We start from the raw sequence: 23,797 nt of genomic DNA, 5'->3' as shown, positions 1-23,797 counted from the left end.
GTCCATACGTGACCACGCAAGACGATCCGCAGGGCCTGCTGGCCCGGATGACGCTGGAAGAGAAGATCGGCCAGCTCAACCTCCTCGCCGCGGGCGAGGGCCTGACCACCGGGGCGGAGACCTCGACGCCGCTGGCGAAGCGGCTGGATGCGGGCGAGGTCGGCGCCATCTTCGGCACCAAGTCCCGCGCCTCCACCCGCGCGATGCAGGAACGCGCAATCGCCGGGTCCCGCCTCGGGATCCCGCTGTTCTTCGCCGAGGACGTGATCCACGGCCACCGCACGATCTTTCCGCTCAACATCGCCCAAGCCTGTTCCTGGGACATGGAGCTGATCCGCGCCTGCGCCGCCTTCTCCGCCGAAGAGGCCTCATCCGAGGGGCTGCACCAGGTCTATGCGCCGATGATCGACATCAGCCGCGATCCGCGCTGGGGCCGGGTCGCCGAGGGCCCGGGCGAGGATCCCTATCTGGCGTCGTGCATCGCCGAGGCGATGACCCGCGGGCTGCAGGAGAACAACGGCGGCCGGGTCTCGGCCTGCCTCAAGCACTTCGTCGCCTATGGCGCCACCCAGTCGGGGCGCGACTACGACAACGCGACCATGGCCTGGGAGGACCTCCTGGACATCTACCTGCCGCCCTTCGAGGCGGGGGTGAGAGCCGGGGCCGAAGGCGTCATGGCCTCCTTCAACGCGGTCAACAAGATGCCGATGCATGCCCATGAGCCGCTGATCGAGGGCTGGCTGCGCGGCACCGCCGGGTTCGACGGGCTGGTGGTCTCGGACTACACCGGCGTCAAGGAGCTCACCGCCCACGGCATCGGGACGCCCGAGATGGTGGTCGCCCGCGCGCTCCATGCCGGGATCGACATGGACATGGTCGGCGAGGACTACCTGCGCCACCTGCCGGGTCTGGCCGAAAACGGCCTCGACGCGCCGCAGATCGGCCTGTCGATCTCCGCCGAGACGATCCGCGGGCTGATCGACCGCGCCTGCCTGCGCGTCCTGAAATTCAAGGCGCTGCAGGGGCTGTTCGAGGATCCCTTCAAGGGCATGGACCCGCTGGCCCCCACGCCGAACCGCAAGGCGGGCCGCGCTCTGGCACGCAAGGCCGCGGCCGGCTCCTGCGTGCTGCTGAAGAACAACCACCTGCTGCCCCTGAAGCCCGGCCAGAAGGTCGCCCTGATCGGGCCGCTGGGGTCGGACCGCGCCAACATGCTGGGCACCTGGTCGGTCTCGGGCGATGCGCGCGACGTGGTCAGCCTGGAAGACGCGCTGCGCAGCCAGAACTGGGCCGCCCTGACCACGGCGGTCGGCGCCAACCTCGTGCGCGAAAAATGGATGGTCGACCGGCTGAACGTCCATGGCGTCACCGTCACCCCCGACCCCCGCGACGAGGCGGAGCTGCTCCGCGAAGCCAAGGCGGCGGCCGAGGCCGCCGACGTGGTGATCCTTGCCATCGGCGAAGCCAAGGAACATGCGGGCGAAAGCTCCTCGCGCCTCTGCCCCGACCTGCCGGAGCCGCAGCGGCGGCTGGTCGCCGAGCTGGCGGCCGGCTGCACGCCGGTCGTGGCGGTGGTCTTCGCCGGGCGGCCGCTGGCGCTGGGACAGGTGCCGGAGCAGGTCGACGCGCTGCTCTATGCCTGGCATGGCGGCGTGGCCGGCCCCGAGGGCGTCACCGACATCCTCACCGGCGCGGCGGAACCCACCGGCAAGCTCGCCGTCACCCTGCCGGTGCATCCGGGCGAAACCCCGCTGAGCTATGCGACCGAACCCACCGGCCGCCCCTTCCCCGGGCATTTCCAGAAGTTCCTGACCGGCTGGCTGGATCTGGATGACAGCGCGGTGCCTGCCTCCTACCCCTTCGGGTTCGGCCTGACCTATGGCCATGTCGACTATTCCGATGTCGTGGCGGACGTGCCCGGCGGCGGCGAGGACGGCATGGCCGAAGTCCATGTCGACATCACCAACACGTCGGAGCGGGCGGTGACCGAGACGGTGCAGCTCTACATTTCCGACCCCGAGGCGCAGATCACCCGGCCGGGCCGCCTGCTGAAGGATTTCCGCCGCGTGCCGGTCGCCCCGGGATCGACCAAGCGCGTCACCTTCGAGATCACGCCGGAAATGCTGAGCTACCACGTCGCGCCCAGCCTGGCCGAAGCCAGGAAAGTCTGGGATCCGGGCCGGATCGTCGTGCATGTCGGGCCAGACAGCCGCGCCACCAAATCGGTCGAGATCACATGGGGGGCGTGACCACCGGGCTCGACGATGCCCAGCTGCGCGACCGGATCGCCCAGGCGACGGCCGGCTATTTCCTCGACTGGAGCCATCCTGCCAGCGGCATGGCGCGGGAACGCTCCGCCGGGGCCTTCGGCTACGATGTCGAGGAGACGGTCACGACCGGCGGCACCGGCTTCGGCATCATGGCGCAGGTCGCCGCCGCCGAGCGCGGCTGGCGTCCGCGGCAGGAAATCCTCGACCGGCTGGAAAAGCTGGCCGGGTTCCTGGAGACGGCGGACCGCTTCAACGGGGTCTATGCGCATTTCTATTTCGGCTCGACCGGCAAGGTGATCCCCTTCATGGCCGGGGACGATGGCGGCGACATCGTCGAGACGTCCTTCCTGGCCATCGGCCTGCTGGCGGCGGCGGAGTATTTCTCCGACGTGCCGGAGCTTGCCGCGCGGATGGAGGCGATTGTCCACGGCATCGACTGGTCGGCGCATGTCGGCCCCAAGGGCGTCATGTGGCACGCCCATCCCGGCCGGCCCTTCCCCGAAAAGGCGCTGGATCTCGGCGGCTGGAACGAGGCCTTCCCGGTCTTCGTGCTTGGCGCCGGGGCGGAGGACCCGGCGCACCGCATCCCCGCAGGCATCTACCATGACCGCTGGGCGAAGGCGCGCAGCTTCCTGAACGGCTGGGAATTCGCGGGCATCCCGCTGCCTCTGGGGCCCGACTGGGGCGGCCCGCTCTTCCTGTCGCAGTATCCGTTCCTCGGGATCGATCCGCGCGGACTGAAGGACGCCTATGCCGATTACGGCGTGCTGGCGCGGAACCACGCGCTGATCAACCGCGCGCACTGCCTGGCGAACCCGCATGGCTGGAAAGGCTACGGGCCGGATCTGTGGGGGCTGACCGCGGGCGACGACCACACCGGCTATGTCGCGCATTCCCCGAAGGAGGATACCGGTGTGATCACGCCGACCGCGGTGCTGACCTCCTTCCCGATGGTGCCGGACGAGGCGATGCCCGCGGTCCGGCACATGCATGACGATCTGGGCGACAGGATTTTCGGCGAGGCGGGCTTCGTCGACGGGTTCAGCCTGCACCATGGCTGGGTGGCGGAGAGCCGTCTGGCGATCGACCAGGGGCCGATCGTCGTGGGGCTCGAAAACCACCGCTCGGGACTGCTGTGGAAGCTGGTCATGAAGCGGCCGGAGATCCGGCGCGGGCTGGCCGCGCTGGGATTCTCGTCACCTCAGCTGCCGCCCAGCGCCTGACAGGCGAGATCGCGCGCTTCGGCGGCCTGCAGGAAGGCCGCCGAGGACCAGGTCAGCGCCGGGCAGGACCGGGGGGCCCCCGTCAGCCGGTCGAACTGCTCGGGCAGCGCGTCGCCTTCCGGCGCCAGATCCAGCACCATCTGCATCCGCGCCTCGCCGCGCCCGAACCGGGTCCGGTCGCGGTGCATCGCCGCCAGCCGGTAGTCGAGCTCGGCGCAGGCCAGCGTGCAGGGATACCAGGGATTGCCGCCGAAGAAGACATCCTCGCGCCAGCGCCCCATCGCCGGGACCGCGCGGCCCGCGTTGATCGGGTAGATTTCGCTGAACACCGCCTCCAGCGCCGCCACCGTCGCCGCCATCCAGCGCCCGTCCAGCGCCAGCGGTCCGTCGCGGCGGCCAACATCGAGCAGCGCCATGACCGTGCCGATATCGTGGCGACCCGGCATCTCGATGCTCTCGCGCAGGCTGCCATCGGGCTCCTCCGCCTGCCGGAGCAGCACCGTCAGCTCCCCGGATTTCGCCCTCAGCGCGGCGGCGAAGCGCGGATCGCGCCCGCGCGCCCAGTCCGCGCCGCGTTCCAGTGCATCCGCCTGCGCGATCAGCGTGAAGCTGCAGCGCCGCGGCGGCTCCTCCTCCCAGGGGCCGATGGCGGGACGGCCGGCGACCTCCAGCAGATGAGACAGGTCGCGGCGCAGGAGCAGCCCGGCCTCTGCGCCGTCCAGCCCGGGCAGGGCCTCCAGAAGCGCCAGCAGCGACCGCGCCCTCAGCGCGGGCCCGTCATCCTGCGGCCGCGCCCAGCGTTCGAGATCCGGCCCGCCATCGGCGGCGCAGCGCGGCTCCTCCAGCCAGGCGGATCCGTGCAGCGCCGCAAGCTCCGCATCCGGGCGCAGGAACTGCAGGTGCTCGGCATCGGTGGTCGGCCGCAGCGGATTGGCCGCAGGGCCCCGCCGCGCCGGATCCGAAATGCGCAGGGAAAAGGCGATGTAGTCGTTGAGCCGCGCCATCCAGCCCTCCCGGTCGCCATCCGCGGCCATGGCCAGCGGCATGGCGCGGGCGATGATGGCGGCGTCCCGGACCCAGTGGTGGAAATAGTCGGGCTCCGGATCCCAGTGGTCCGGGCGAATCGAGGCCAGGACCGATCCGCGGGCCGGAACCACGTGCCAGCCGAAGCCCGCGCGGTGCTGCGACAGCCCCGTCGCGGAGATCGCGCGGGCCATGGAGCGGGCTGCGGCGGCGCGGGCTGTGGCAATCCGGCTATCCACGCAAATTTTTTCATCCGTCATTCCGGAAATCCTTGTAAGCGGGGTCGGAATCCCCCATGTCCCGCCGCGGCAGCTAGCTTATTATGCACACGCAGCAAGAGTTTGCCGATATAATGATGGAATACTGGGCAGCGACTCGCTCCGTTGGGCAGAAGCACGCCACAGGACCTTGATTTACCACAGGGCGGGAACCCCCCGGCCAGGGCACCAGTTAACCAGTCATTCACGCACGAGACCGGAAACCTTGTGCATTTGCAAACTTGGATGCGGGATAGCAAACGTATGACGACCGACTCAGGGTGCTCCAGGCGGAGACTTCTCGGCAGTGCTGCGGCCTTCGGGCTGTCGATGGCGCTTGCCCCGATGGTCCGTGCCGAACCCAATACCGGAGCACCGATGGCGGAAGGGGAGCCGTTCAGTTTCGAGCTGCTCGCCGAGGCGATGAAAAAACGGGCAGAACAGCCCGACCCCGGCTCCTATCGCCCGCCGCTGCTGCTCGACGGACTGGATTATGACTCCTACCGCAACATTGCCTTCCGTCCGGAAGCCGCGCGCTGGAACGAGAAGACGGACGAGTTCCGGCTTCACGCCTTCCATCGCGGCTGGCTGTTCCCGGACGCGGTGGCGATGTTCGACGTGTCCTCGGGCACGGCCAAGCCGTTCAACTTCACCACCGACGATTTCGAGTACCGCGAGGAACTGGAAGGCCGGCTCGAGCCCGGCACGCCGATCCCCGGCGTCGCCGGCTGGCGGATGCTGTCGCGGCTGAACACCGCCGACCGTTTCGACGAGCTCGTCGCCTTCCTCGGCGCCAGCTATTTCCGCGCGCTCGGCCAGGGCAGCGTCTACGGCGCCTCGGCCCGCGGGCTGGCGATCGACACCGCCACCGGCCGCGCCGAGGAATTCCCGCGCTTCTCCGCCTTCTACTTCGAGCGCCCGGCGCCCGGCGTGGAGACGGTGATCGTCAATGCCGCGCTCGACAGCCGCCGCGTAACCGGGGCCTACCGGTTCGTGATCACGCCCGGCGCCATCACCGAGATGGAAGTCACCACACGGCTGTTCTTCCGCGAGACCGTCGAGGAGATGGGCATCGCGCCGCTGACCTCGATGTTCCTGTTCGACCGCACCACGCCCGGCCGGTTCCACGACTACCGGCCGCAGGTGCATGACAGCAACGGGCTGGGCATCCGGCAGGAAGACGGGCGCCGCATCTGGCGGACGCTCGCCAACCCGCCGCGGCTGGGCCAGTCCTGGATCAACGCCACCGCGATCAAGAGCTTCGGGCTCTACCAGCGCGACCGGCAGTTCGACGAATACTCCGATGCCGAGTCGCGCTTCGAGAAGCGCCCCTCCATCGAAGTGCAGCCCCTCAACGACTGGGGCACCGGCTATGTCCGGCTGATCGAGATCCCGACCGAGCAGGAGGCGACCGACAACATCGTCGCCTACTGGCGGCCGGCCGACCCTGCGGAAGCCGGGTCCAGCAAGGAATACCGCTATCGCATGCTCTGGGGCGATCTGGCGGGACAAAACGAAGAAAAACTTGCCTATGTGGTGACTACCGCAAGCGGGGAAGCTGGAGTATCGGGCAGCAAGAACGAAGAAGGCGGACGCAAATTCGTCATCGACTTCAAGGGCGGACGGCTGGACGGCGTAACGGAGATCGACTCCGTGCAGCCGAAGGTCACCGTCAACGGCGGGCTGGTGGACACGCCCGCCCTGCGCAGGATCGAGGGAACCGGGCTCTGGCGCCTGGTTTTCGATGTCAGGCCGTCCGGCGCAGATCCGTTGGAACTAAGAGCATGGCTCGAGGGTTTCGACAGTGTCCTTTCCGAAACCTGGACCTATCAATGGGTGCCGAAATGACCAAGCCTGATGCAATTCACGTCCCCGACTCGCTTGCCACGGTCACTGCCCTTCCCGACAGCCCGATGGCGATGCCGGAACAAGTTCTCGAAGCCTCCGCGGAAATGCGGCCGGGCATGTCCTGGCTGACCGTGCTGATCGCCCTGGTCAGCTGGCGCGGCCTGCACGGATAAGCCGATGCTCGACCTAGCCACGTGGGTGCGGCGGGCGATCTGCCTTGCCGCGGCTGCCGCTGCCGGCGTGCTGGCCGGCGCGCTCTACATCTATCACGCCGGAAGCGTCGGCATCGTCCTGCTCGATGTCGTGATTGCGGTGGTGATCGCGATGGCCACGTGGTGGATCGCGTGGGGCGCCTGCCAGGGCGTGACGGGACTTGTCACGCCTGTGCCGCGCCGCCCGACGCATGACGGCCCGATCGCCAGCCGGACCTGCATCCTCGTCCCCGTCTACAACGAGGACCCCGTGGCCGTGTACGCGCGGATCGCGGCGATGGATGCCGACCTGCGGGCCGAAGGCATCGCCGAGAAGTTCCACTTCGCCATCCTCTCCGACACGCGCAAGGCCGACGTGGCCCAGCGCGAGGAAGAGGAGCTGGCGCGGCTGCTCGACGTCACCGGCGGCACGGGCCGGATCTTCTACCGCCGCCGCACCGACAATGCCGGGCGCAAGGCCGGCAACATCGAAGACTTCATCATGCGCTCCGGCGGCGCATACGATTTCGCCCTGATCCTCGACGCCGACAGCCTGATGTCCGGCGCCACGATCGGCGAGATGGTGCGCCGCATGGAAGAGTCGCCCAATGTCGGCCTGCTGCAGAGCCTGCCGCGGGTGATCGGCGCGCGCTCGCGCTTCGGCCGGATGATGCAGTTCTCGGCCGGGTTCTACGCGCCGATCTACTGCAACGGCCTGACTGCGCTGGCGGGGCGCACCGGATCCTTCTGGGGCCACAATGCCGTCGTGCGGGTCAAGGCCTTCGCCCAGAGCTGCGGCCTGCCCGAACTGCGCGGCAAGCCGCCCTTCGGCGGGCACATCCTGAGCCACGACTCGGTGGAGGCGGCGCTGCTCGCGCGGGCCGACTGGCAGGTGCGGATCGACCCCGACCTGACCGGATCCTTCGAGGAAGGCCCCGACGACCTGATCGAATACGCCAAGCGCGACCGCCGCTGGGCGCAGGGCAACCTGCAGCACGGCCGGCTGATCTTCGCCCCGGGCCTGAAGGGCTGGAGCCGCTTCGCCCTGTTCCAGGGGATCGTCGCCTACACGGCGCCGGCAATCTGGGCGCTGTTCCTGATCCTCAGCCTCGCCGCCGCCGCGACCGAGAGCACGATCAACTACTTCCCGATGCCGGATTTCCCGGTTCCGGTCTTCCCCGGCGAGCGCACCGCAGCCGCGGTCGGCCTCTTCGCCGGCGTGATCGGGCTGCTGTTCATCTCGAAGTTCCTGGTGCTGGGCCACGCGCTGGTGACCGGGCGGGCGAAGGAATTCGGCGGGGCGGGCAACACCTTCGTCTCGACCATGACGGAGCTGCTGCTGTCCTCGGTCATCGCGCCCCTGCTGATGATGTTCCAGCTGCGCGCGCTGTGGCAGATCCTGTCGGGCCGCGACGGCGGCTGGCCCACGGCAAGCCGCGACAGCGCGGAGGTGCCGCTGAAGACCGCTTTCGCCGGCAGCTGGTGGATGAGCCTCGCGGGGATCCTGCTCTTTGCCGTCGCCGCCGTCTTCGCGCCTCGGCTGATCCCCTGGCTGATGCCGGTCGGCGTCCCGCTGCTGATGGCGCCCTGCCTGATCGCCTGGACCTCGCACCGCCAGACCTCGCGGCTGATGACCAGCACCATCCAGGACGACCCGCCCGCGGTGATCCGCAGCTTCCGCCGCCAGCTGGCCGCTTGGGACGACATGACCGCCCCGGAGCCCGTTCCGGAGCCCGCGCCCCGCGCGGCGGAGCCTGCCGCGGCAGGCTAGCTAGGCCGCCAGCCGCGACAGCAGCGGCGCGCTTTCGGCCATTACCTTCGACCTGATCTCCTCCGCCGTCATGGCGGAGGCGCGCATGAACTCGATGAAGTTCATGTTGACGTTGTTGAACAGCAGCCGCCCGGCCGGCTCGGTCCCGACATCCGCCCGCACCAGCCCCCTGCCCTGCATCTCGGCGAGGAAGCGGCAGAGCTGATCGGAAAGCTCCCGGTCGATCTCTATGTAGCGGCGCGAGAATTCCGCCTCGGGATCGAGCATCGTGCGCGCCACGGCCATCCGCCAGACCTCGCGCGAGCTGTACTGGAAGGATGTCCGGAAATAGGTCGCCACGATGGCGCCGAAGCCCTCCTCCAGCGTCGCGACCGGGGCGCGGATGCAAGCCTCCACCGCCTCCATCACCATCGCGGTCTCTTCCAGCACCGCGGCCAGCAGCAGATCCGCCTTCGATCCGAAGTAGTTGTAGAAGGTCGCCACCGACAGCTCGGCCGCCTCGGCGATGTCCTCGATCCGCGACGCCTCGTAGCCGTCCTCCCGGAACATCTGCGCCGCGCAGTCGAGGATGCGTTTGCGCGTTGCCGCTTTTTTCCGCTCGCGCAGACCTGCCATTTCGAAAAACCTGTAGTGACTTCAAGTTCAGATTGACTACAGATTTTGAGCTGGTCAAGCTGAAGCCGGAAAAACAGCAAGAAAACCGACAACGGGGACCATAGATGACCTTCAGGATGCAAACCCTGGGCCTTGCCGCTTTCGGCGGGCTGCTTTCGACCACCGCGCTGCAGGCGGCCGAGAACCTCAACGCGCTGATCTGGTGCGACCATGCCGATGCGGCGCTGCTGGAGCCGTTCGAGAAGGCCCATGACGTGCGCGTCAACGTCAAGGAATACGAGGGCACCGCCGCGGGCCTGACAATCCTCGAGCAATCCCGCCCGGGCGACTGGGACGTGATGGTCATCGACGGGGTCGACGTGGCCCGCGCGGCCGAGGCCGGTTTTCTCGCGCCGCTGCCCGAGGGCGCTATCGACACCTCCGGCACCTTTCGGGAGGTCGCGCTGGCGGATGCGATGACGGTGGACGGCAAGCTCTACGGCGTGACCGAGAAATACGGCTACAACACCATTGCCTACAACAAGGCGGCGGTCGATCCGGAGGACATGAAGAGCCTGAAATCGCTCTGGTCCGGCAAGTATGACGGCAAGATCGCGATCTACGACTACTACATGCCGGTGCTGGGGATCGTCGGGCTGGCCGAGGGCGTGGACACCGCCGATCTGGACGCCGCCGCGCTGGACGCCCTGCGCGATCCGCTGATGAAGCTGCGCGCCGCCTCGCGCCAGGTGTCCGACGTGGTGGGCAGCCAGACCGCGCTGGCCACCGGCGAGGTCGACGTTCTGGTCGGCGGCGGCGAGTGGCTGACCGCGGTGCTGAACGCGGAGAACCCCGATCTCGACTGGACCATCCCCGAGGAGGGCGGCCTGGTCTGGACCCAGTCCATCGCCATGGTCGAGGGCACCGAGAAGCCCGATCTGGCCGTCGAGTTCATCAAGTACATCCTGTCGCCCGAGGGCCAGGCACGGCTGGCGACATCGTCCTGCTACTGGGGGATGCCCGCGAACAAGGCGGCGGGCGAGGTTCTGACCGACGACCAGAAATCCGTGCTGCGCTGGGACGAGCAGGAAGGCTACCTGGCCCGCGCCCAGCTCTACCCGGTCCCGGATGCCGAGACCGACACGGCGATGCAGGACCTCTGGACGGACATGCTGCAGAACTGACGCCATGAGCATCGAGCGCACCGAGAAACGCCTGGGCGCGGGGCTGGCCGCGCCGGCCCTGCTCTGGACGGGGGCCTTCTTCGTCCTGCCCTTCGCGGCGATGGTCTGGATGAGCCTCGGCCATCTGGAGGGACGCACGGTCGTCCCCGGTCCCGATCTCGGGACCTACGCCCGGATCTTCACCGATCCGTCGCTCTACAAGGGCATCCGCGTCTCGCTGGAGATCACCGCAACGGTCACGGTGCTCTCGGTGCTGCTCGCCTGGCCGCTGGCCTGGATCATCGCCACGCGGGTCCCGGCGCGCTGGCGGCGGCTGGCGCTCTTGCTCGCGGTGCTGCCGTTCTGGACCTCCTATGTCGTCCGCTCCTATTCCTGGGCGCTGGTTCTGGGCGAAAAGGGCGTGATCATGAACGCGCTGACCGGGCTGGGCATCCTCGCCGAGCCGGTGCAGATCTTGGCGACGCGCGCCGCCACCGTGATCGGCTTCACCCATTTCTTCGTCATGCTGCTGACGCTGACGATCTATTCCAACCTCGTGCAGCTTTCGCCGAACTACGCCCGCGCGGCCGAAGACCTGGGTGCGTCGCGCTGGCAGGTGATCCGGCTGGTGATCCTGCCGCTGACCCTGCCCGGGGTGATGACCGGCGCCTTCCTGACCTTCGTGCTGTGCATCGGCGACTACATCACGCCGCAGATCCTCGGCGGCAACAACGAGCTCAGCCTGCCGCAGCTGATCATGCTGCAGCTCGGGCGGCGCGGCGACTATCCGCTGGCCTCCGGCCTGTCGGTCGTGCTGATGGTCATGGTGACCCTCGCCTATGCCGCGTGCGCGCGCTGGCTGAAGATGGAGCGGGTCTGATGCGCTATCTTTCCTGGGCCTATCTGGCCGTGATGTTCGGCTTCATCCTGCTGCCGGTGGCAGTGCTGGTGGTCTTTTCCTTCCAGGACGGCCGCCTGCCGGTGCCGCCGTTCAACGGGCCGACGACGGAGTGGTACGCAAAGGTGCTGGGCGACCGCGACCTGATGGCGGCACTCGGCAACTCGATGCTGGTGGCGCTGCTGTCCTCGGCGGTAGCGCTGGCTCTCGGCTTCCTCGCCGCAGCGGGCTTCGCGCAGACGCGCCTGCCCGGCGGGGCGCTGATGCGCGGGCTGATCATCGCGCCGATGACGGTCAGCTACCTGATCATCGGGCTTGGCCTGCTGCAGATGTTCAACTGGGCGGGCGTCCGCCCTTCGCTGATGGCGACCGGGATCGGCCATGTGGTGATCAACCTGCCGCTCTGCTTTGCCATCCTGTCGGCGGCGATCGGTGCGCCTCAGAAATCCGCGCTGAAGGCGGCCCGCGATCTCGGCGCGGGAGAGGCGCAGGTCCTGCTGCTGATCCTCGCGCCGATGATCGCGCCCTCGCTGGCCGCGGCCTTCTTCCTGTCCTTCACCTTCAGCTGGGACGAGTTCATCATCGCCTTCCTGCTTACCCGCTTCGACGTGACCCTGCCGGTGGAGATCTGGTCGATGCTCCGCTCCGGCCTCTCGCCCGAGACCAATGCCGTGGGCTCGCTAGTCTTCCTCGTCTCGGTCCTCCTGGTCGTGACGCTGGAACTCGCGCTATTCCGAAAGGCTTCCAAATGACTGCTGACGTGGAAATCCGGGCCGTCGAGCACCGGTTCGAGCTGTTCACCGCGCTGCACCGCATCGACCTGTCGATCAATGCCGGCGAGTTCGTCGTGCTGCTCGGGCCCTCCGGCTGCGGCAAGACCACGTTGCTGTCGCTGATCGGCGGGTTCCTGACGCCCTCGGAGGGCCAGATCCTGATCGGCGGCAGGGACATGACCCATGTCGGGCCGAAGCTCAGGCCCACCACGACCATGTTCCAGGACTACGCGCTCTTCCCGCACATGACGCTCAGGGACAATGTCGGCTTCGGGCTGAGGATGCGCGGGATGGCGCGGCGCGCGCGCGATGCCAAGGCGATGGAGATGCTCGCCATGGTGGGGCTCGACGACAAGGCGGGACGCAAGCCCCATGCGCTGTCGGGCGGGCAGCGGCAGCGCGTAGCGCTGGCCCGCGCTCTGGCGGCGGAGCCAGACGTTCTGCTGCTCGACGAGCCGCTCGGCGCGCTCGACCTGAAGCTGCGGCGGCAGATGCAGGACGAGCTGAAGTCGATCCAGCGCCGCGTCGGCACCACCTTCATCCATGTCACCCACGACCAGGAAGAGGCCATGGCCATCGCCGACCGGATCGTGGTGATGAATGCCGGGAAGATCGAGCATTGCGGCACGCCGGAAGAGGTCTATCTGCGCCCCCGCACGCTGTTCTCGGCGAATTTCATGGGCGAGCTCAACCGCCTGCCGGTCCGTCCCGACGGCAGCGGCGTCGCCAGTCCGCTCGGCCCCCTGCCCGTTCCGCCCTCGGAGGGCATCCTCTGCCTGCGCCCCGAAAGCGTCGGACTGACGGGCAGCTTCAGCCTCGGCCGCGCCCGCCTGACCGAGGCCGCCTTCTTCGGCGCGCATCACCGCTGCCATTTCGCGCCCCTCTCGGCCCCGGACATGCGCCTCGTCGCGCACCTCCCGCAGGGCAGCCACCCCGAGATCGGCGCCGAGGTGGAGCTCTTCGGCCGCGATCCCGTCATCCTGCCGGAGGCCGCATGACCCGCATTCCCCCGAAGGACTGGTACCGGCTGCGCAAGGTCGGGGATGGCATCACCTGGATCGACGAGCCGTTCATCCAGGAGTTCTACCGCTGCAACATCTGGCATGTCCGCGGCCGCGACCGCGACATGATGGTGGATAGCGGCATGGGCGTCGTCAGCTTGCGCCAATGGGTGCCCTTGGTCAGCGAGCGGCCGCTCGACGCCGTTGCGAGCCACACCCATTTCGACCATGTCGGCTGCCACCACGAATTCCCTGACCGGCTCTGCCACCGCTGCGAGGCCGATATCCTCGCCGCGCCGACCCGCGCCTCGACACTGGCGGATCCCTACGTCACCGACGATATCTTCGACGCGCTGCCGGATGTGCCCTACCAGTCCGCGACCTATGCGGTGAAGGCCGCGCCCGCGACGCGGATCCTCGAGGATGGCGACATGATCGACCTCGGCGACCGCCATTTCGAGGTGATCCACACGCCGGGCCACAGTCCGGGGGGCATCGCGCTCTGGGAGGCGGCGACCGGCATCCTGATCTCCGGCGACATCGTCTATGACGGGCCGCTGATCGAGGACACCTACCATGCCGATGCCGCCGGTTACGTCCGCTCCATGGAGCGGCTCCTGTCCCTGCCGGTCAGGACCGTCCATGGCGGGCACTTCCCGTCATTCTCCGGGGACCGGCTGCGCGCCATGATCACGGCCTGGCTGGCCAGCCACGGCGCCTGACTCCGCGCCATGGCCGAATTCCTCCAGATCCGGGCGCGCGCCGACCGTGACATGGTCGATGTCCTCGAGCGCCAGCCCGCGGATCAGCGAGGGGATCATCATGCAGACCAGCGCGAAGATCGGCAGGCCGACGACGGTGATCACCTCCTGAAGCGCGGTCAGCCCGGCCTCGCCCGCCAGCACGATCAGCATGGCGGCGACCAGCCCCTCGGCCGCGCCCCAGAACACCCGCTGGTGCACCGGGCCGGGCTGCGCCGTGCCGGTGCAGAGCATGTCGACGACCAGCGAGGCCGAATCCGAGGAGGTGGCAAAGAAGATCGCCACGATCACCACGGCCAGCCCCTGGATCAGCGGCGTCCAGGGCAAGTTCTCGAAGAAGGCGAACATGGCGAGCGGCACGCTTTCGGCCACCGCATCGCTGATCTGCCCGGCGCTGCCCCCCATCGCCTCGCGCGCGGCAAGGCCCAGCCCGTCGAACTCCATCGCCTGCCAGCCGAAGATGGCGAACCAGACGAGAGTGAAGAGCGACGGCGCCAGCAGCACGCCGAAGACGAATTCGCGGATCGTCCGGCCGCGCGAGATGCGCGCCACGAAAAGCCCGATGAAGGGCGACCAGGTCACCGTCCAGGCCCAGTAGAACACCGTCCAGGACCCTTGCCAGCCCCAGCCGTCGTTCGACGGGTTCTCGTCGGCCAGCATGTCGTTCCAGAAGGCCAGGTGCGGCAGGTTGGAGAAGTAGAGCCCGAAGGTCTCGACGATGCCGCGCAGCAGGAACAGGGTCGAGCCGGTGACCAGCACGAAGACCATCAGCCCGACCGCCATGCCGATATTGATGTTCGACAGGAGCTTCACCCCGGCATCCAGCCCGGCGACGATCGACCCCACGGCCACGACGGTCAGTACGGCAAGGATCGCGACCTTCACCGTGACCCCGTCGCCGGTCCCCCAGAGCGCGTCGAGCCCGGCCGCGATCTGGCTGGAGCCGAGCCCCAGCGAGACAGCGACGCCGAAGAGCGTGCCGAGGATCGAGGCGATGTCGATCGCCTTGCCCACCGGCCCGTGGATGCCCTCGCCCAGCAGCGGGTAGAAGACCGAGCTGACCCGGACCGGCAGGTCGTAGCGGTTGATGAAATAGGCGAAGGCCAGCCCCGGCAGGGTGAAGATCGTCCAGGTGTGCAGCCCCAGATGGTAGATCGCGATGGACATGGCGTCCTGCGCGGCCTCCTCGGTGAAGGGATCGACGCCCGGCAGCGGCGGAGCGGCGAAATGGCTGATAGGCTCGGCCACGCCCCAGAACATCAGAACGGTGCCGATGCCGCCGGCAAAGAGCATGGTGAACCAGCTGAGATTGGAATACTCCGGGCGCGAGCCCTCGCGGCCCAGACGGATATGGCCGTAGCGCGAGGCTGCCGCCCAGATCAGGAAGCCGAGCCAGAGATTGACGCCCGCCACGAAGAACCAGCCCAGATTGGTCACGATCCAGGCGCGCCCGGCCGCGAAGGCGCTGCCGATCGGTTCCGGAAAGAGCACCAGCGCGAGCACGAACGCCACAGTGATGCCTGCCGAAAGGAAGAAGATCGTCGGGTCGGTCCTGAGGCCGAGACGTCGGGCGAGCTGTTCCAAATGACTGACTCCAAGTTGCGAACTGAAGGTTACGTGAAGACCAACAGGGCGCGTTCCCGCACGGTTCCGCAATTTTCCGAGATTTTCCGGATGCCGCACCTCCCCGCGGCCCATCCGGCCCGCCCGCGAAAGGACCTGACATGACCAGCCACCGCTTCAACCAGCCGCTCGGCGGCGACCAGATGCCCCGGACCGGCGGCCCCGCGACGATGATGCGCCTGCCCTCGCAGGACACCGCCGAAGGGCTCGACGCCTGCTTCCTCGGCATCCCGATGGACATCGGCACCTCGAACCGCCCGGGCACCCGGCTGGGGCCGCGCCAGATCCGCGACGAGAGCCGGATGATCCGCCCCTGCAACATGGCCACCGGGGCCGCGCCCTTCGAGCACCTGCAGGTCGCCGATATCGGCGACGTGCCGATCAACCTCTACGACCTGAAGAAATCGGTGGAGATCATCGCGGAGCATTACCGGGGGGTGCTGTCCCACGGTGCCATCCCGCTGACGCTGGGCGGCGACCACACGCTGACCTGGCCGATCCTGCGGGCGATGAAGGAACGCCACGGTCCGGTCGCGCTGATCCATGTCGACGCGCATTCGGACACCAACGAGGAGATGTTCGGCGAGACCGTTGCCCATGGCTGCCCGTTCCGCCGCGCCTGGGAAGAGGGCTGCCTGCAGAACGACAAGGTGTTCCAGATCGGGCTGAGGGGTTCGGGCTATTCGCCGGGGGAGTTCGACTGGGGGCAGAAGCAGGGCTGGACGGTGGTCCGCGCCGACGAGTGCTGGCACCGCTCGCTGGTGCCGCTGATGGCCGAGATCCGCGCGAAGATCGGCGATGCGCCGGTCTATCTGAGCTATGACATCGACAGCCTCGATCCCGGCTTCGCGCCCGGCACCGGCACGGTGGAGGTCGGCGGGCTGACCACGATGCAGGGGCTGGAGATCATCCGCGGCTGCGCGGGCCTCAACCTCGTCGGCTGCGACCTGGTGGAAGTGTCCCCGCCCTATGACATGGCCGGAAACACCGCCGTGATCGCTGCGAATTTCCTCTACGAGATGCTCTGCGCGCTGCCGGGCGTTCCGCAGCGCCGCTGAGTCCGCTCAGGCAAGCAGGGGTCCGGCCGCACGCAGCGCCGGGCCCGGCCGCTGCAGCGTGTCGGAAGGACGCTCGCCGAACATCTTGCGGTAGGCCTGCGAGAAGCGGCCCCAATGCAGGAAGCCGTGATCCATCGCGACATCCGAGACCTTGGTCCCCTGCGCCGTGCCCGCCGCCAGCACGCGGTGCACCTCGCTGAGCCGCCGCGCCTGAAGGAACTGGGCCAGGTCGACCCCGGTCACCGTCCGGCAGGCGGCGCGCAGCTCGGCGCGGGGGCGCCCGAGGGCGGCCGCGAGGCCGGTCACCGACAGCGCCTCGGGCAGCGCGGTCTCCGCCGCCGCCAGGATCTCGTCGAACAGCGCCATGCTGCGCCGCGCGGGCAGGTCCGGCACCGCCGCGGTGCCGCCCCAGAAGGACAGCGCATCGGCCACGAGGTCGGGCGCCATCTGCAGCAGGCTGTCGCTGGCATGGCCGGACTGCACGCTGCCCAGCAGCGACAGCAGCCACCGCGCCGTCTGCCCCTGAGGATCGTCGGCCAGCCGCGCGGTCGCCCGAAGTTCCTCGGGCAGGCGGTCCTGCGGGAAGCTCACCATCAGCACGTCGAAGCAGCCGCGGGCATAGACCCGGTGGTCGCGCGCGCTCTCGATCACCAGGGGCTCCCAGGCGGCAACCGGGCCGAGATCGGAATTGTACATGTCCGAGCCCGGCAGGTTGAAGCCGATCACCACCGAACCCTCGGGCACGCGGAACTGGTTCTCCACGCAGCATTCCACCCGCTCTCGCTGCAGGCACATCCCGCCGATCTCGAGCGCCTCCACCCGGCCGGAGAACTGCCCGGCCGAAAGCTGGCGGTAGATCTGCTCCCAGCCGTCCAGCGCCTGCTCGTGCTCGAGAAAGCTCTGCGATACCCGGCGCGACAGGCGCGCCGCCCGGCGGGCCGCGCCCGCAGGTTGCTGCATGTCCATGACGATGATTCCCCTTGCCGCCACGGATGGTGGCGATGGGATATGATTAGACATTAGGCGCCGCGGCTCCCAGCTTCCGTTCACGGCAGCGTGGCCCGGATTTTGCCATATGCCCATTTTTTCACCGCATTTTCCGGCCGAGCTTGGATAGCGGGCACGGCCGCGGCGCCGCTATGCCCGCTCCGAGTACCCGTGAGGAGAATTACCATGAAAGCAACCTATGCCGTCACGCTGGCCTCTGCCGTGGCTGCAGGCCAGGCCATGGCCCAGGACAGCACGGCGGAGTTCGTTCCCGAGACGCTGACCATCGAGGAGACCATTTCCGAGGGCCCGAACGTCTTCGTGATGGACCAGGCCTGGGCCGGACCGAGCAAGGTCGACGTGCTGGGCGCGGACGATTTCGCCGTGAAGGGCAACATGGGCCCCGGCACCACGGCCCAGATGGCGCTGTCGAAGGACGGCGGCACGCTCTACACCACCTCGGTCTACATGGAGCGCTACACCTACGGTCCGGTGACCGTGGTGATGCACGAATGGGACGTGCCCACCCTGTCGGTGCGCCGCGAGTTCGAGATCTCGAACCGCCTGGCCCATGTGGAATCGCAGCCCGCGCTGCTGTCGCTGACCGCGGACGAAGGCTACCTGCTGGCCCAGAACGCGACCCCCGCCACCTCGATCACCGTGGTCGACCTGGCCGCGGGCACCCAGCTGGCCGAGATCCCGACCCCGGGCTGCTGGGGCGCCTTCCCGGCCGTCGAGGGCCTGAAATTCACCACGATCTGCGGCGACGGCACGCTGGCGAGCTACAGCTTCGCCGCCGACGGCAGCTTCGGCGACCCGGCCAAGTCTGAGAAGATCTTCGACGTCGACGAGGACGCGCTGTTCACCAACGGCGTGCGGATCGGCAGCGAGCTGGTCTTCGTCTCGTTCAACGGCAACCTCTACTTCGTCGACGACTCGGGCGAGGCGCCGGTGCTGACCGGGACCGCGCCGCTGACCGAAGGCGTTCTGGGCCGCTGGGCGCCCTCCGGCTCCGAGCTGATAGCCTACAACGCCCCCACGGACACCGCCTTCGTGCTGATGCATTCGGATACCTATGACGGGTCGCACAAGAACCCGGCGACCGAGATCTGGTCGATCGACATGGAGACCAAGACCGTGGTCGGCCGCTCGCCGGCGCATCACGAGAACGGCCTGGCGGTGACCCAGACCGAGGAGCCGATCCTCTACGGCGCGACCGAAGAGGGCAATGTCGTCCGCTACGACGTGACGATGGGCGACGAGGTCTCGCTGGCGATGGCCGAGGAATTCGAGACCGGCGCAGGCTTCGTCACGCTGCTGAAGCTGGACCGGTAGCATGGAGGCGCTTGTCCCCTACGCCTCGGCGGCGGTGACGGGTTTCACGGTGCTCGTCCTGGCGCGCGCCGCCTGGCACAAGGCATCCGCCTATCACGAGACGGTGGGCTTCGCCCAGGGCTACGGGCTGGTCCCGGCGGCCTGGACCTACCCGATCGTGCGGGCGCTGACGGCGGCGGAGATCCTGGCGATCGCCCTGATGTTCCTGCCCGCGACCCGCGCCTCCGGCGGGCTGCTGGCAGCGGGGCTGTTCGCGGGCTACGGCGTGCTGATGGGCCTGGCCCTGAGGAACGGCCGCAGCGAGATCGACTGCGGCTGCGGCGGCGCCCCGCAGGTGGTCTCGGGCCTGACGCTGGGGCGCAACGCGCTCCTGTCCGGCCTGGCCCTCGGCATAGCCCTGATCCCCGCCGGTCCCGTGGGGGTTCCCGGCGCCCTCGTCAGCCTCGCGGCGGGCCTGACCTTCTTCGCCGTCTACGGCGTCGCGGAAAAGCTCGCCTCGCATCTCCCCAACATCCGGCGGACCGCCTGACCCAAGGAAGGAACCAAGACCATGGAACTCCTGATCTTCACGAACATCGTCCTGTGGATCACCGTGCTGGTCCTGATCGGGGTCGTCTTCGCGCTGGCCCGCCAGATCGGCATCCTGTTCGAGCGCGTCTCGCCCGTCGGCGCGATGATCTCGGACAACGGACCGGAAATCGGAGCGCCGGTTCCGGCGCTCACCCTGCCCAATCTCAACGGCGAGAGCCTGCCGCTCGGTGGCGGAGAGGGACGGGCGCAGCTCGTCTTCTTCCTCTCCACCACCTGCCCGATCTGCAAGGCGCTGCTGCCCGCGATCCGGTCCATCCGCGATGACGAAGCGCGCTGGCTGGACGTGGTGCTGGCCTCGGACGGACGCGAGGCGGCGCATCGGCGGCTGATCGAGTCCGAGGATCTCGGCAGCTTCCCGTATGTGCTCAGCTCCGAGCTCGGCATGGCCTTCAAGGTCGCGAAGCTGCCCTTCGCGGTGCTGATCGGCCCGCACGGCACGGTGCTCGCCAAGGGGCTGGTGAACTCGCGCGAACAGCTCGAGAGCCTGTTCACCGCCTCCGAGACCGGCGTCCCCTCGCTCCAGGCGGCGATGTCCGCCCCCCTCAGTGCCTGATCCGGATTTCAGACAGAAAGGATCCCCCAACATGTCCAAGTTCATCGACCGGCTGCTTGGCGGCCTCGACAAGGCGGTGGAGAAGACCGCGCGCGGCTCCGCCCGCAATGTCGGCCGCCGCAGCTTCCTGTCCAAGGCCGGGATGGCCATGGTCGGCGCCGCAGCCGCCACGCCGATCCTGCCCTTCGACCGCCGCGCCTCCGCCGCCGGCGCCGCCGAGTCCGACGAGTGCAGCTACTGGCGCCACTGCGCGCTCGACGGCAACCTCTGCTCGACCTCGGGCGGCTCGCTGACCTCCTGCCCGCCCGGCTCCTCCGCCTCCGCGGTCAGCTGGGTCGGCACCTGCACCAACCCCGAGGACGGCAAGGACTACCTGGTCAGCTACAACGACTGCTGCGGCAAGCCGATGGTCTCCTCAGCGACCTTCTGCTACACGTCCGAAGGCGAGCGCCCCGGCTACCGCATGGGCCTCTACAACGACATCAACTGGTGCATGGCCAATACCGACAAGGGCTATCACTGCACCGTGTCGGTCGTCGTCGGCCTGGCGGAGTGACCCCGATGACCTCCAAGCTGAAGGCAGCCCTCGCGGGCTGCCTCCTCTCCGCCGCCGCGCTGCCCGCGCTTGCCGCCGACGGCGCAGAGGTCTTCGCCGAAGCCTGCGCCGCCTGCCACAACGAGGGGGGCATCGGCAATCCGGGCCTGGCGCCCGCGCTGAACCGCCCCGGCTTCTGGTCCGGGCTGGGCGACCGGGCCGTTTCCTATGTCTCGGGCGTGGTGACCTCCGGCCTCGCGGGCAGGATCGAGGCCGCAGGCCAGACCTATGTCGGCCTGATCATGCCGCCGGTGGCGGGCTATGAAGACGCCGACCTGGCCGCCGCCGCGAGCTATGTCCTGCAGGATCTGGGCGGGCTCGCCACCGACGTGACGGAGGCCGACATCGCCGCCGCGCGCGACGCGCACCCGTCGCATGCCGATCTTCGGGCGATGCGCCCGGCAGGCGAATAGGGAGACCGCCATGCGCCGCTGCATTCCCCCTGCCCTGCTGCTCGCCCTGCTGGCCGCGCCGCTCCAGGCCGGCGAAGGCAAGGCGCGCAGCGACTACATCCTGCGCTGCGCCGGCTGCCACGGCATGACTGGCGAGGGCACGGTCGAAGGCGGCGTGCCCGCCTTCCCCGGCTCCGTCGGCGCGATCGCCGGCCTGGACGAGGGCCGCACCTACATGATGCACGTGCCCGGCGTGGTAGGGGCATCGCTCGGCAACGCCCAGATCGCGGAGGTGATGAACTACATTCTCGGCGAATGGTCCGATGGCAGCAGCACGCCCTTCACCGAGGAAGAGGTTGCCCGGCGCCGCGCGATCCCGGTGGCCGATGTGGTCACCCTCCGCCGCGCGGTGGTCGCGACACTGGAAGCAGAAGGCATCTACATCGCCGACTACCCCTGGCCGTGAGCCGGCTGCCAAGCCGCGCCTCCAAGTCGAGAGCGGCGCGCGGGCCACTGCCGCCCTCCCAAGGCGAAAGGTGCTGAGGGGCCGCGCCGGACGCATTCATCGGAAGTTCCGGCACATCTTGCAGCGGATGGCAGCAACTGATATCCGAAGCTCAGTCCAAGGCCCTGACTGATGCCGGCATTTTCTGCAGCACGGCAGGGAGCCCTGATGGATGCCCCTATAGCTCAGCTGGTAGAGCAACTGATTTGTAATCAGTGGGTCCGCGGTTCGAGTCCGTGTGGGGGCACCAAATTTCTTCGGAAATATAAGATGATAGCCATGGGGTGAGTAGCTGCCGTGCCGGGGCCCTGTGGTTTTTCCGGACTATTTCCGGACAGCTGCGAAGGGACCACCCAGGTCCGCCACCCTTTGGCCAGCTTCCCAAGGTTTGTGAGTGGCAGCGACACGCGCTGCCACCCTTGCCTAGCTCAGCTGTTCTTGGGCGACACCAGGCGTTCAGCCCGGAATCGGTCCGCTTCGGCTAGATACTGCTGCCAACGTGTCGGCGCTCCCTCTGCGCCCTCGACGCGTTGCCAATCCTCGACCTGCGCGCTGACGGTCATGGATGCAATTACTTGAGCGAAGGCCGACGGGTCGGTCTGCTTGGTCATCAGGTGCATCGCGTCCTGCAAGTACAGCGCGAATGTGTCGAGGTCTGACACCGTCTCCTCATCGTCAAAGTCGAGAGGCGGGCAGGCGTCGAACATGAGGGCGTTCACGATGAAGATCGCCAGCGGGTAGTTCCCGTCAGCGTCGTCCCCTGCACCCTCTTCGGAGTCGTCGGTCGGCGGATCCATGTTCACGCCTGTCAGGACCTTTATCGCTGCGACCTCCTCTCGGGTGAGGTCGCGCGTGCTGAGGTAGACCTCCGAGTTGAAGCCAGCCTGGTCGTCGTAGTGGGTCGTCATGTTTTGTACCTTTGTTGTGCCGCCGGACCGGGCGGCTCGGGGCAAGGCTGAAGCTGCCATTGCCGGAAGCTCTAAGGTCCTTCGGACTGCGCGTGCGGCGCGTGGGCAGAGCGCACGTGAAGTGCTTGGCGCGTGGCCAGGCACGTGCGCGTGGCCATGGTGACGGCCGCGGCGGTGCATGGGGGGCGGTGGAGGCCATCCCGCCGATGAGCCCCCACGGCCGAAGGCAACTCCCTACGAGGCGCTGCGCCAGACTGTTGCGCCTCAAATTCAAGGCTGACGAGGGGGACGCTGACACAAGGCGCGCACCAACACGCAGGCCTTCTCAAGCTCGGTCGCCCCTCTTGGAAGTCTCCGGGCATCGCTGTGATCCGGCTCCGGAAGCAGTTGCGAACAAACGCGAACTACCTCATCGTCCAAGGGACTTGGAACAAGGTGCTTTATGTCCCCTACCATTAACCAGACACCCGAGCAGCTGGCACGCGACCGGATTGATCAGCGCCTGCAGGCGGCAGGCTGGGTCGTTCAGGACAAGGCCGCCATGGATTTCAGCGCGGGTCCGGGCATTGCCGTGCGCGAGTACCAGACCGACAACGGCCCGGCAGACTACGTCCTCTTCGCGGACCGCCAGCCGGTAGGCGTTGTCGAGGCAAAGCCGGACTCCTGGGGAGAAAAGCTCACGACGGTGGAGCACCAGTCCTCCGGCTACGCCCATGCGCAGCTGAAATGGGTTTCCGGCTCTGCGCCGCTCCCGTTCGTCTACGAGAGCACCGGGATCATCACCCGATTCACCGACGGGCGTGATCCGGCGCCGCGGTCGCGGGAGGTCTTCACCTTCCACCGTCCGGAGACGCTCAAGGCCTGGGCGACGGCCAGAGCGTCGTTCCGCAGCGGCCTGAGCTGCCTGCCGCCGCTGAACACGGATGGCCTGCGCGACTGTCAGGTCAGCGCCATCACCAACCTGGAAATCTCGCTGGCTGCGGGCAAGCCCCGGGCTCTCGTCCAGATGGCGACCGGGTCCGGCAAGACCTTCACCGCGATCACGCAGGTCTACCGCCTCCTCAAGCATGCGGGCGCCCGGCGCATCTGAGCTTGCCCCCGGATGCCGGACTGGGCCGATATTCACTATGCGGCCATCTTGGCGGCCATGTCGATCCTTGCCTGCTCCGGCGTGCGATATCCGATGCTCGAGTGGCGGCGCTGGCGATTGTAAAAGATCGCGATGTACTCGAACAGCTCGGCCTTGGCTTCGCGGCGAGACCGGAACCTGGTGCGGTGGACCAGCTCATTCTTCAAGGAGCCGAAAAAGCTTTCCATGGGAGCGTTCTGCGCCTTCGGATGATCCCCCGGATCATCCGATCCGCTGGCGCGGACCAGCTTGAACTCGAGGCAATCTCCCTTCCGGCTCATCGAGGCGACGGCTTTCCAGGCATCGAGAAGCCGCCTGTAGTCACCGGCAGCATATTGGACGCCTCTA

The 23,797-nt window shown here is 68.1% G+C and carries 24 protein-coding genes and 1 tRNA gene; 19 read left to right on the top strand and 6 right to left on the bottom strand.

Features of this window, described 5'->3' with window-relative positions; all coding sequences use genetic code 11:
* The first annotated feature begins 8 nt into the window (after nucleotides 1–8).
* Both HCC78_RS16855 and HCC78_RS16850 read left to right on the top strand, forming a co-directional pair.
* A complete protein-coding gene (locus tag HCC78_RS16855) occupies nucleotides 9–2,249 on the top strand; it encodes a glycoside hydrolase family 3 N-terminal domain-containing protein (RefSeq protein ID WP_172329962.1) in 2,241 nt (746 codons plus the stop codon).
* Nucleotides 2,237–3,493, top strand: a complete 1,257-nt coding sequence (locus HCC78_RS16850; protein ID WP_172329961.1) for a glucoamylase family protein — start codon at nucleotides 2,237–2,239, stop codon at nucleotides 3,491–3,493. Before HCC78_RS16855 ends, HCC78_RS16850 begins: the two co-directional genes overlap by 13 nt.
* Here HCC78_RS16850 and HCC78_RS16845 read toward each other — a convergent pair.
* Entirely contained in the window at nucleotides 3,472–4,755 is a 1,284-nt protein-coding gene (locus tag HCC78_RS16845) for a glycoside hydrolase family 15 protein (RefSeq protein WP_172329960.1), read from the bottom strand. The two genes, HCC78_RS16850 and HCC78_RS16845, sit on opposite strands and share 22 nt — an antisense overlap.
* A 282-nt stretch (nucleotides 4,756–5,037) precedes the next feature.
* Between HCC78_RS16845 and HCC78_RS16840 the strand changes: the two genes are divergently transcribed.
* The 3 genes from HCC78_RS16840 to mdoH are packed head-to-tail and all read left to right on the top strand — an operon-like array spanning nucleotide 5,038 to nucleotide 8,583.
* Complete coding sequence (locus HCC78_RS16840) at nucleotides 5,038–6,621, top strand: glucan biosynthesis protein (protein ID WP_172329959.1); 1,584 nt, start codon at nucleotides 5,038–5,040, stop codon at nucleotides 6,619–6,621.
* A complete protein-coding gene (locus HCC78_RS16835; RefSeq protein WP_172329958.1) occupies nucleotides 6,618–6,794 on the top strand; it encodes a hypothetical protein in 177 nt (58 codons plus the stop codon). Before HCC78_RS16840 ends, HCC78_RS16835 begins: the two co-directional genes overlap by 4 nt.
* Nucleotides 6,795–6,798: 4 nt before the next feature.
* Nucleotides 6,799–8,583 carry a glucans biosynthesis glucosyltransferase MdoH gene (gene mdoH / locus HCC78_RS16830; RefSeq protein ID WP_172329957.1) on the top strand — a complete coding sequence of 595 codons (1,785 nt, stop codon included), beginning with the start codon at nucleotides 6,799–6,801 and terminating at the stop codon, nucleotides 8,581–8,583.
* Here mdoH and HCC78_RS16825 read toward each other — a convergent pair whose 3' ends face one another.
* Complete coding sequence (locus HCC78_RS16825; RefSeq protein WP_172329956.1) at nucleotides 8,584–9,198, bottom strand: TetR/AcrR family transcriptional regulator; 615 nt, start codon at nucleotides 9,196–9,198, stop codon at nucleotides 8,584–8,586. It abuts the gene before it with no gap.
* 104 nt (nucleotides 9,199–9,302) lie between these two features.
* Here HCC78_RS16825 and HCC78_RS16820 point away from each other — a divergent pair, with 104 nt between their 5' ends.
* From HCC78_RS16820 to HCC78_RS16800, 5 genes are read left to right on the top strand one after another with little or no spacing between them, the layout of a single operon-like run.
* The gene (locus tag HCC78_RS16820) at nucleotides 9,303–10,361 is read left to right on the top strand and encodes an extracellular solute-binding protein (RefSeq protein WP_253949222.1); all 1,059 of its coding nucleotides are present in this window, start codon (nucleotides 9,303–9,305) and stop codon (nucleotides 10,359–10,361) included.
* Nucleotides 10,362–10,365: 4 nt separating this feature from the next.
* Nucleotides 10,366–11,220 (top strand): ABC transporter permease, encoded by an 855-nt coding sequence (locus HCC78_RS16815; RefSeq protein ID WP_172329955.1) that lies wholly within the window; start codon nucleotides 10,366–10,368, stop codon nucleotides 11,218–11,220.
* Nucleotides 11,220–11,990: an ABC transporter permease gene (locus tag HCC78_RS16810; protein ID WP_172329954.1), complete on the top strand. Its 771-nt coding sequence runs from the start codon at nucleotides 11,220–11,222 to the stop codon at nucleotides 11,988–11,990. Before HCC78_RS16815 ends, HCC78_RS16810 begins: the two co-directional genes overlap by 1 nt.
* Nucleotides 11,987–13,009, top strand: coding sequence for an ABC transporter ATP-binding protein (locus tag HCC78_RS16805; RefSeq protein ID WP_172329953.1), 1,023 nt, complete (start codon nucleotides 11,987–11,989; stop codon nucleotides 13,007–13,009). The genes HCC78_RS16810 and HCC78_RS16805 overlap by 4 nt, the downstream gene beginning before the upstream one ends.
* On the top strand, nucleotides 13,006–13,734 hold the full coding sequence (locus HCC78_RS16800) for an MBL fold metallo-hydrolase (protein ID WP_172329952.1): 729 nt from the start codon (nucleotides 13,006–13,008) through the stop codon (nucleotides 13,732–13,734). The genes HCC78_RS16805 and HCC78_RS16800 overlap by 4 nt, the downstream gene beginning before the upstream one ends.
* Here HCC78_RS16800 and HCC78_RS16795 read toward each other — a convergent pair.
* A complete protein-coding gene (locus tag HCC78_RS16795) occupies nucleotides 13,672–15,357 on the bottom strand; it encodes a BCCT family transporter (protein ID WP_172329951.1) in 1,686 nt (561 codons plus the stop codon). The genes HCC78_RS16800 and HCC78_RS16795 overlap by 63 nt on opposite strands.
* A gap of 140 nt (nucleotides 15,358–15,497) precedes the next feature.
* Here HCC78_RS16795 and speB point away from each other — a divergent pair, with 140 nt between their 5' ends.
* Complete coding sequence (speB, locus tag HCC78_RS16790; RefSeq protein ID WP_172329950.1) at nucleotides 15,498–16,454, top strand: agmatinase; 957 nt, start codon at nucleotides 15,498–15,500, stop codon at nucleotides 16,452–16,454.
* A gap of 6 nt (nucleotides 16,455–16,460) precedes the next feature.
* Here the strand turns inward: speB and HCC78_RS16785 are convergent, their stop codons facing one another.
* Nucleotides 16,461–17,420, bottom strand: a complete 960-nt coding sequence (locus tag HCC78_RS16785) for an AraC family transcriptional regulator (RefSeq protein WP_172329949.1) — start codon at nucleotides 17,418–17,420, stop codon at nucleotides 16,461–16,463.
* Between the two features lie 207 nt (nucleotides 17,421–17,627).
* Between HCC78_RS16785 and HCC78_RS16780 the strand changes: the two genes are divergently transcribed.
* The 7 genes from HCC78_RS16780 (at nucleotide 17,628) to HCC78_RS16750 (ending at nucleotide 21,662) form a co-directional block, all read left to right on the top strand.
* A complete protein-coding gene (locus HCC78_RS16780) occupies nucleotides 17,628–18,776 on the top strand; it encodes an amine dehydrogenase large subunit (RefSeq protein WP_172329948.1) in 1,149 nt (382 codons plus the stop codon).
* Nucleotide 18,777: 1 nt separating this feature from the next.
* Nucleotides 18,778–19,305, top strand: coding sequence for a MauE/DoxX family redox-associated membrane protein (locus HCC78_RS16775; RefSeq protein WP_172329947.1), 528 nt, complete (start codon nucleotides 18,778–18,780; stop codon nucleotides 19,303–19,305).
* 21 nt (nucleotides 19,306–19,326) lie between these two features.
* The gene (locus HCC78_RS16770) at nucleotides 19,327–19,920 is read left to right on the top strand and encodes a redoxin domain-containing protein (RefSeq protein WP_172329946.1); all 594 of its coding nucleotides are present in this window, start codon (nucleotides 19,327–19,329) and stop codon (nucleotides 19,918–19,920) included.
* 31 nt (nucleotides 19,921–19,951) lie between these two features.
* The gene (locus HCC78_RS16765; protein ID WP_172329945.1) at nucleotides 19,952–20,476 is read left to right on the top strand and encodes a methylamine dehydrogenase light chain; all 525 of its coding nucleotides are present in this window, start codon (nucleotides 19,952–19,954) and stop codon (nucleotides 20,474–20,476) included.
* Between the two features lie 5 nt (nucleotides 20,477–20,481).
* The gene (locus HCC78_RS16760) at nucleotides 20,482–20,928 is read left to right on the top strand and encodes a cytochrome c (RefSeq protein WP_172329944.1); all 447 of its coding nucleotides are present in this window, start codon (nucleotides 20,482–20,484) and stop codon (nucleotides 20,926–20,928) included.
* A gap of 10 nt (nucleotides 20,929–20,938) precedes the next feature.
* Nucleotides 20,939–21,373, top strand: coding sequence for a cytochrome C (locus HCC78_RS16755; protein ID WP_172329943.1), 435 nt, complete (start codon nucleotides 20,939–20,941; stop codon nucleotides 21,371–21,373).
* A 213-nt stretch (nucleotides 21,374–21,586) separates the two neighbouring features.
* Nucleotides 21,587–21,662 (top strand) — tRNA-Thr (locus HCC78_RS16750).
* Between the two features lie 178 nt (nucleotides 21,663–21,840).
* Here HCC78_RS16750 and HCC78_RS16745 read toward each other — a convergent pair.
* A complete protein-coding gene (locus HCC78_RS16745; protein WP_172329942.1) occupies nucleotides 21,841–22,320 on the bottom strand; it encodes a hypothetical protein in 480 nt (159 codons plus the stop codon).
* A gap of 541 nt (nucleotides 22,321–22,861) precedes the next feature.
* On the opposite strand from HCC78_RS16745, the gene HCC78_RS16740 reads away from it, so the two are divergent.
* Entirely contained in the window at nucleotides 22,862–23,410 is a 549-nt protein-coding gene (locus tag HCC78_RS16740) for a DEAD/DEAH box helicase family protein (RefSeq protein WP_216671197.1), read from the top strand.
* Between the two features lie 35 nt (nucleotides 23,411–23,445).
* Here HCC78_RS16740 and HCC78_RS16735 read toward each other — a convergent pair.
* The coding region (locus tag HCC78_RS16735) for an IS3 family transposase (protein WP_172329940.1) at nucleotides 23,446–23,797 on the bottom strand (352 nt) is incomplete at its 5' end.

It is taken from the genome of Mangrovicoccus sp. HB161399 (assembly GCF_013184745.1).
GTDB lineage: Bacteria > Pseudomonadota > Alphaproteobacteria > Rhodobacterales > Rhodobacteraceae > Mangrovicoccus.
Note: the sequence above shows the minus strand (reverse complement) of the source record. Positions and strands in the feature narration are given on the sequence as shown.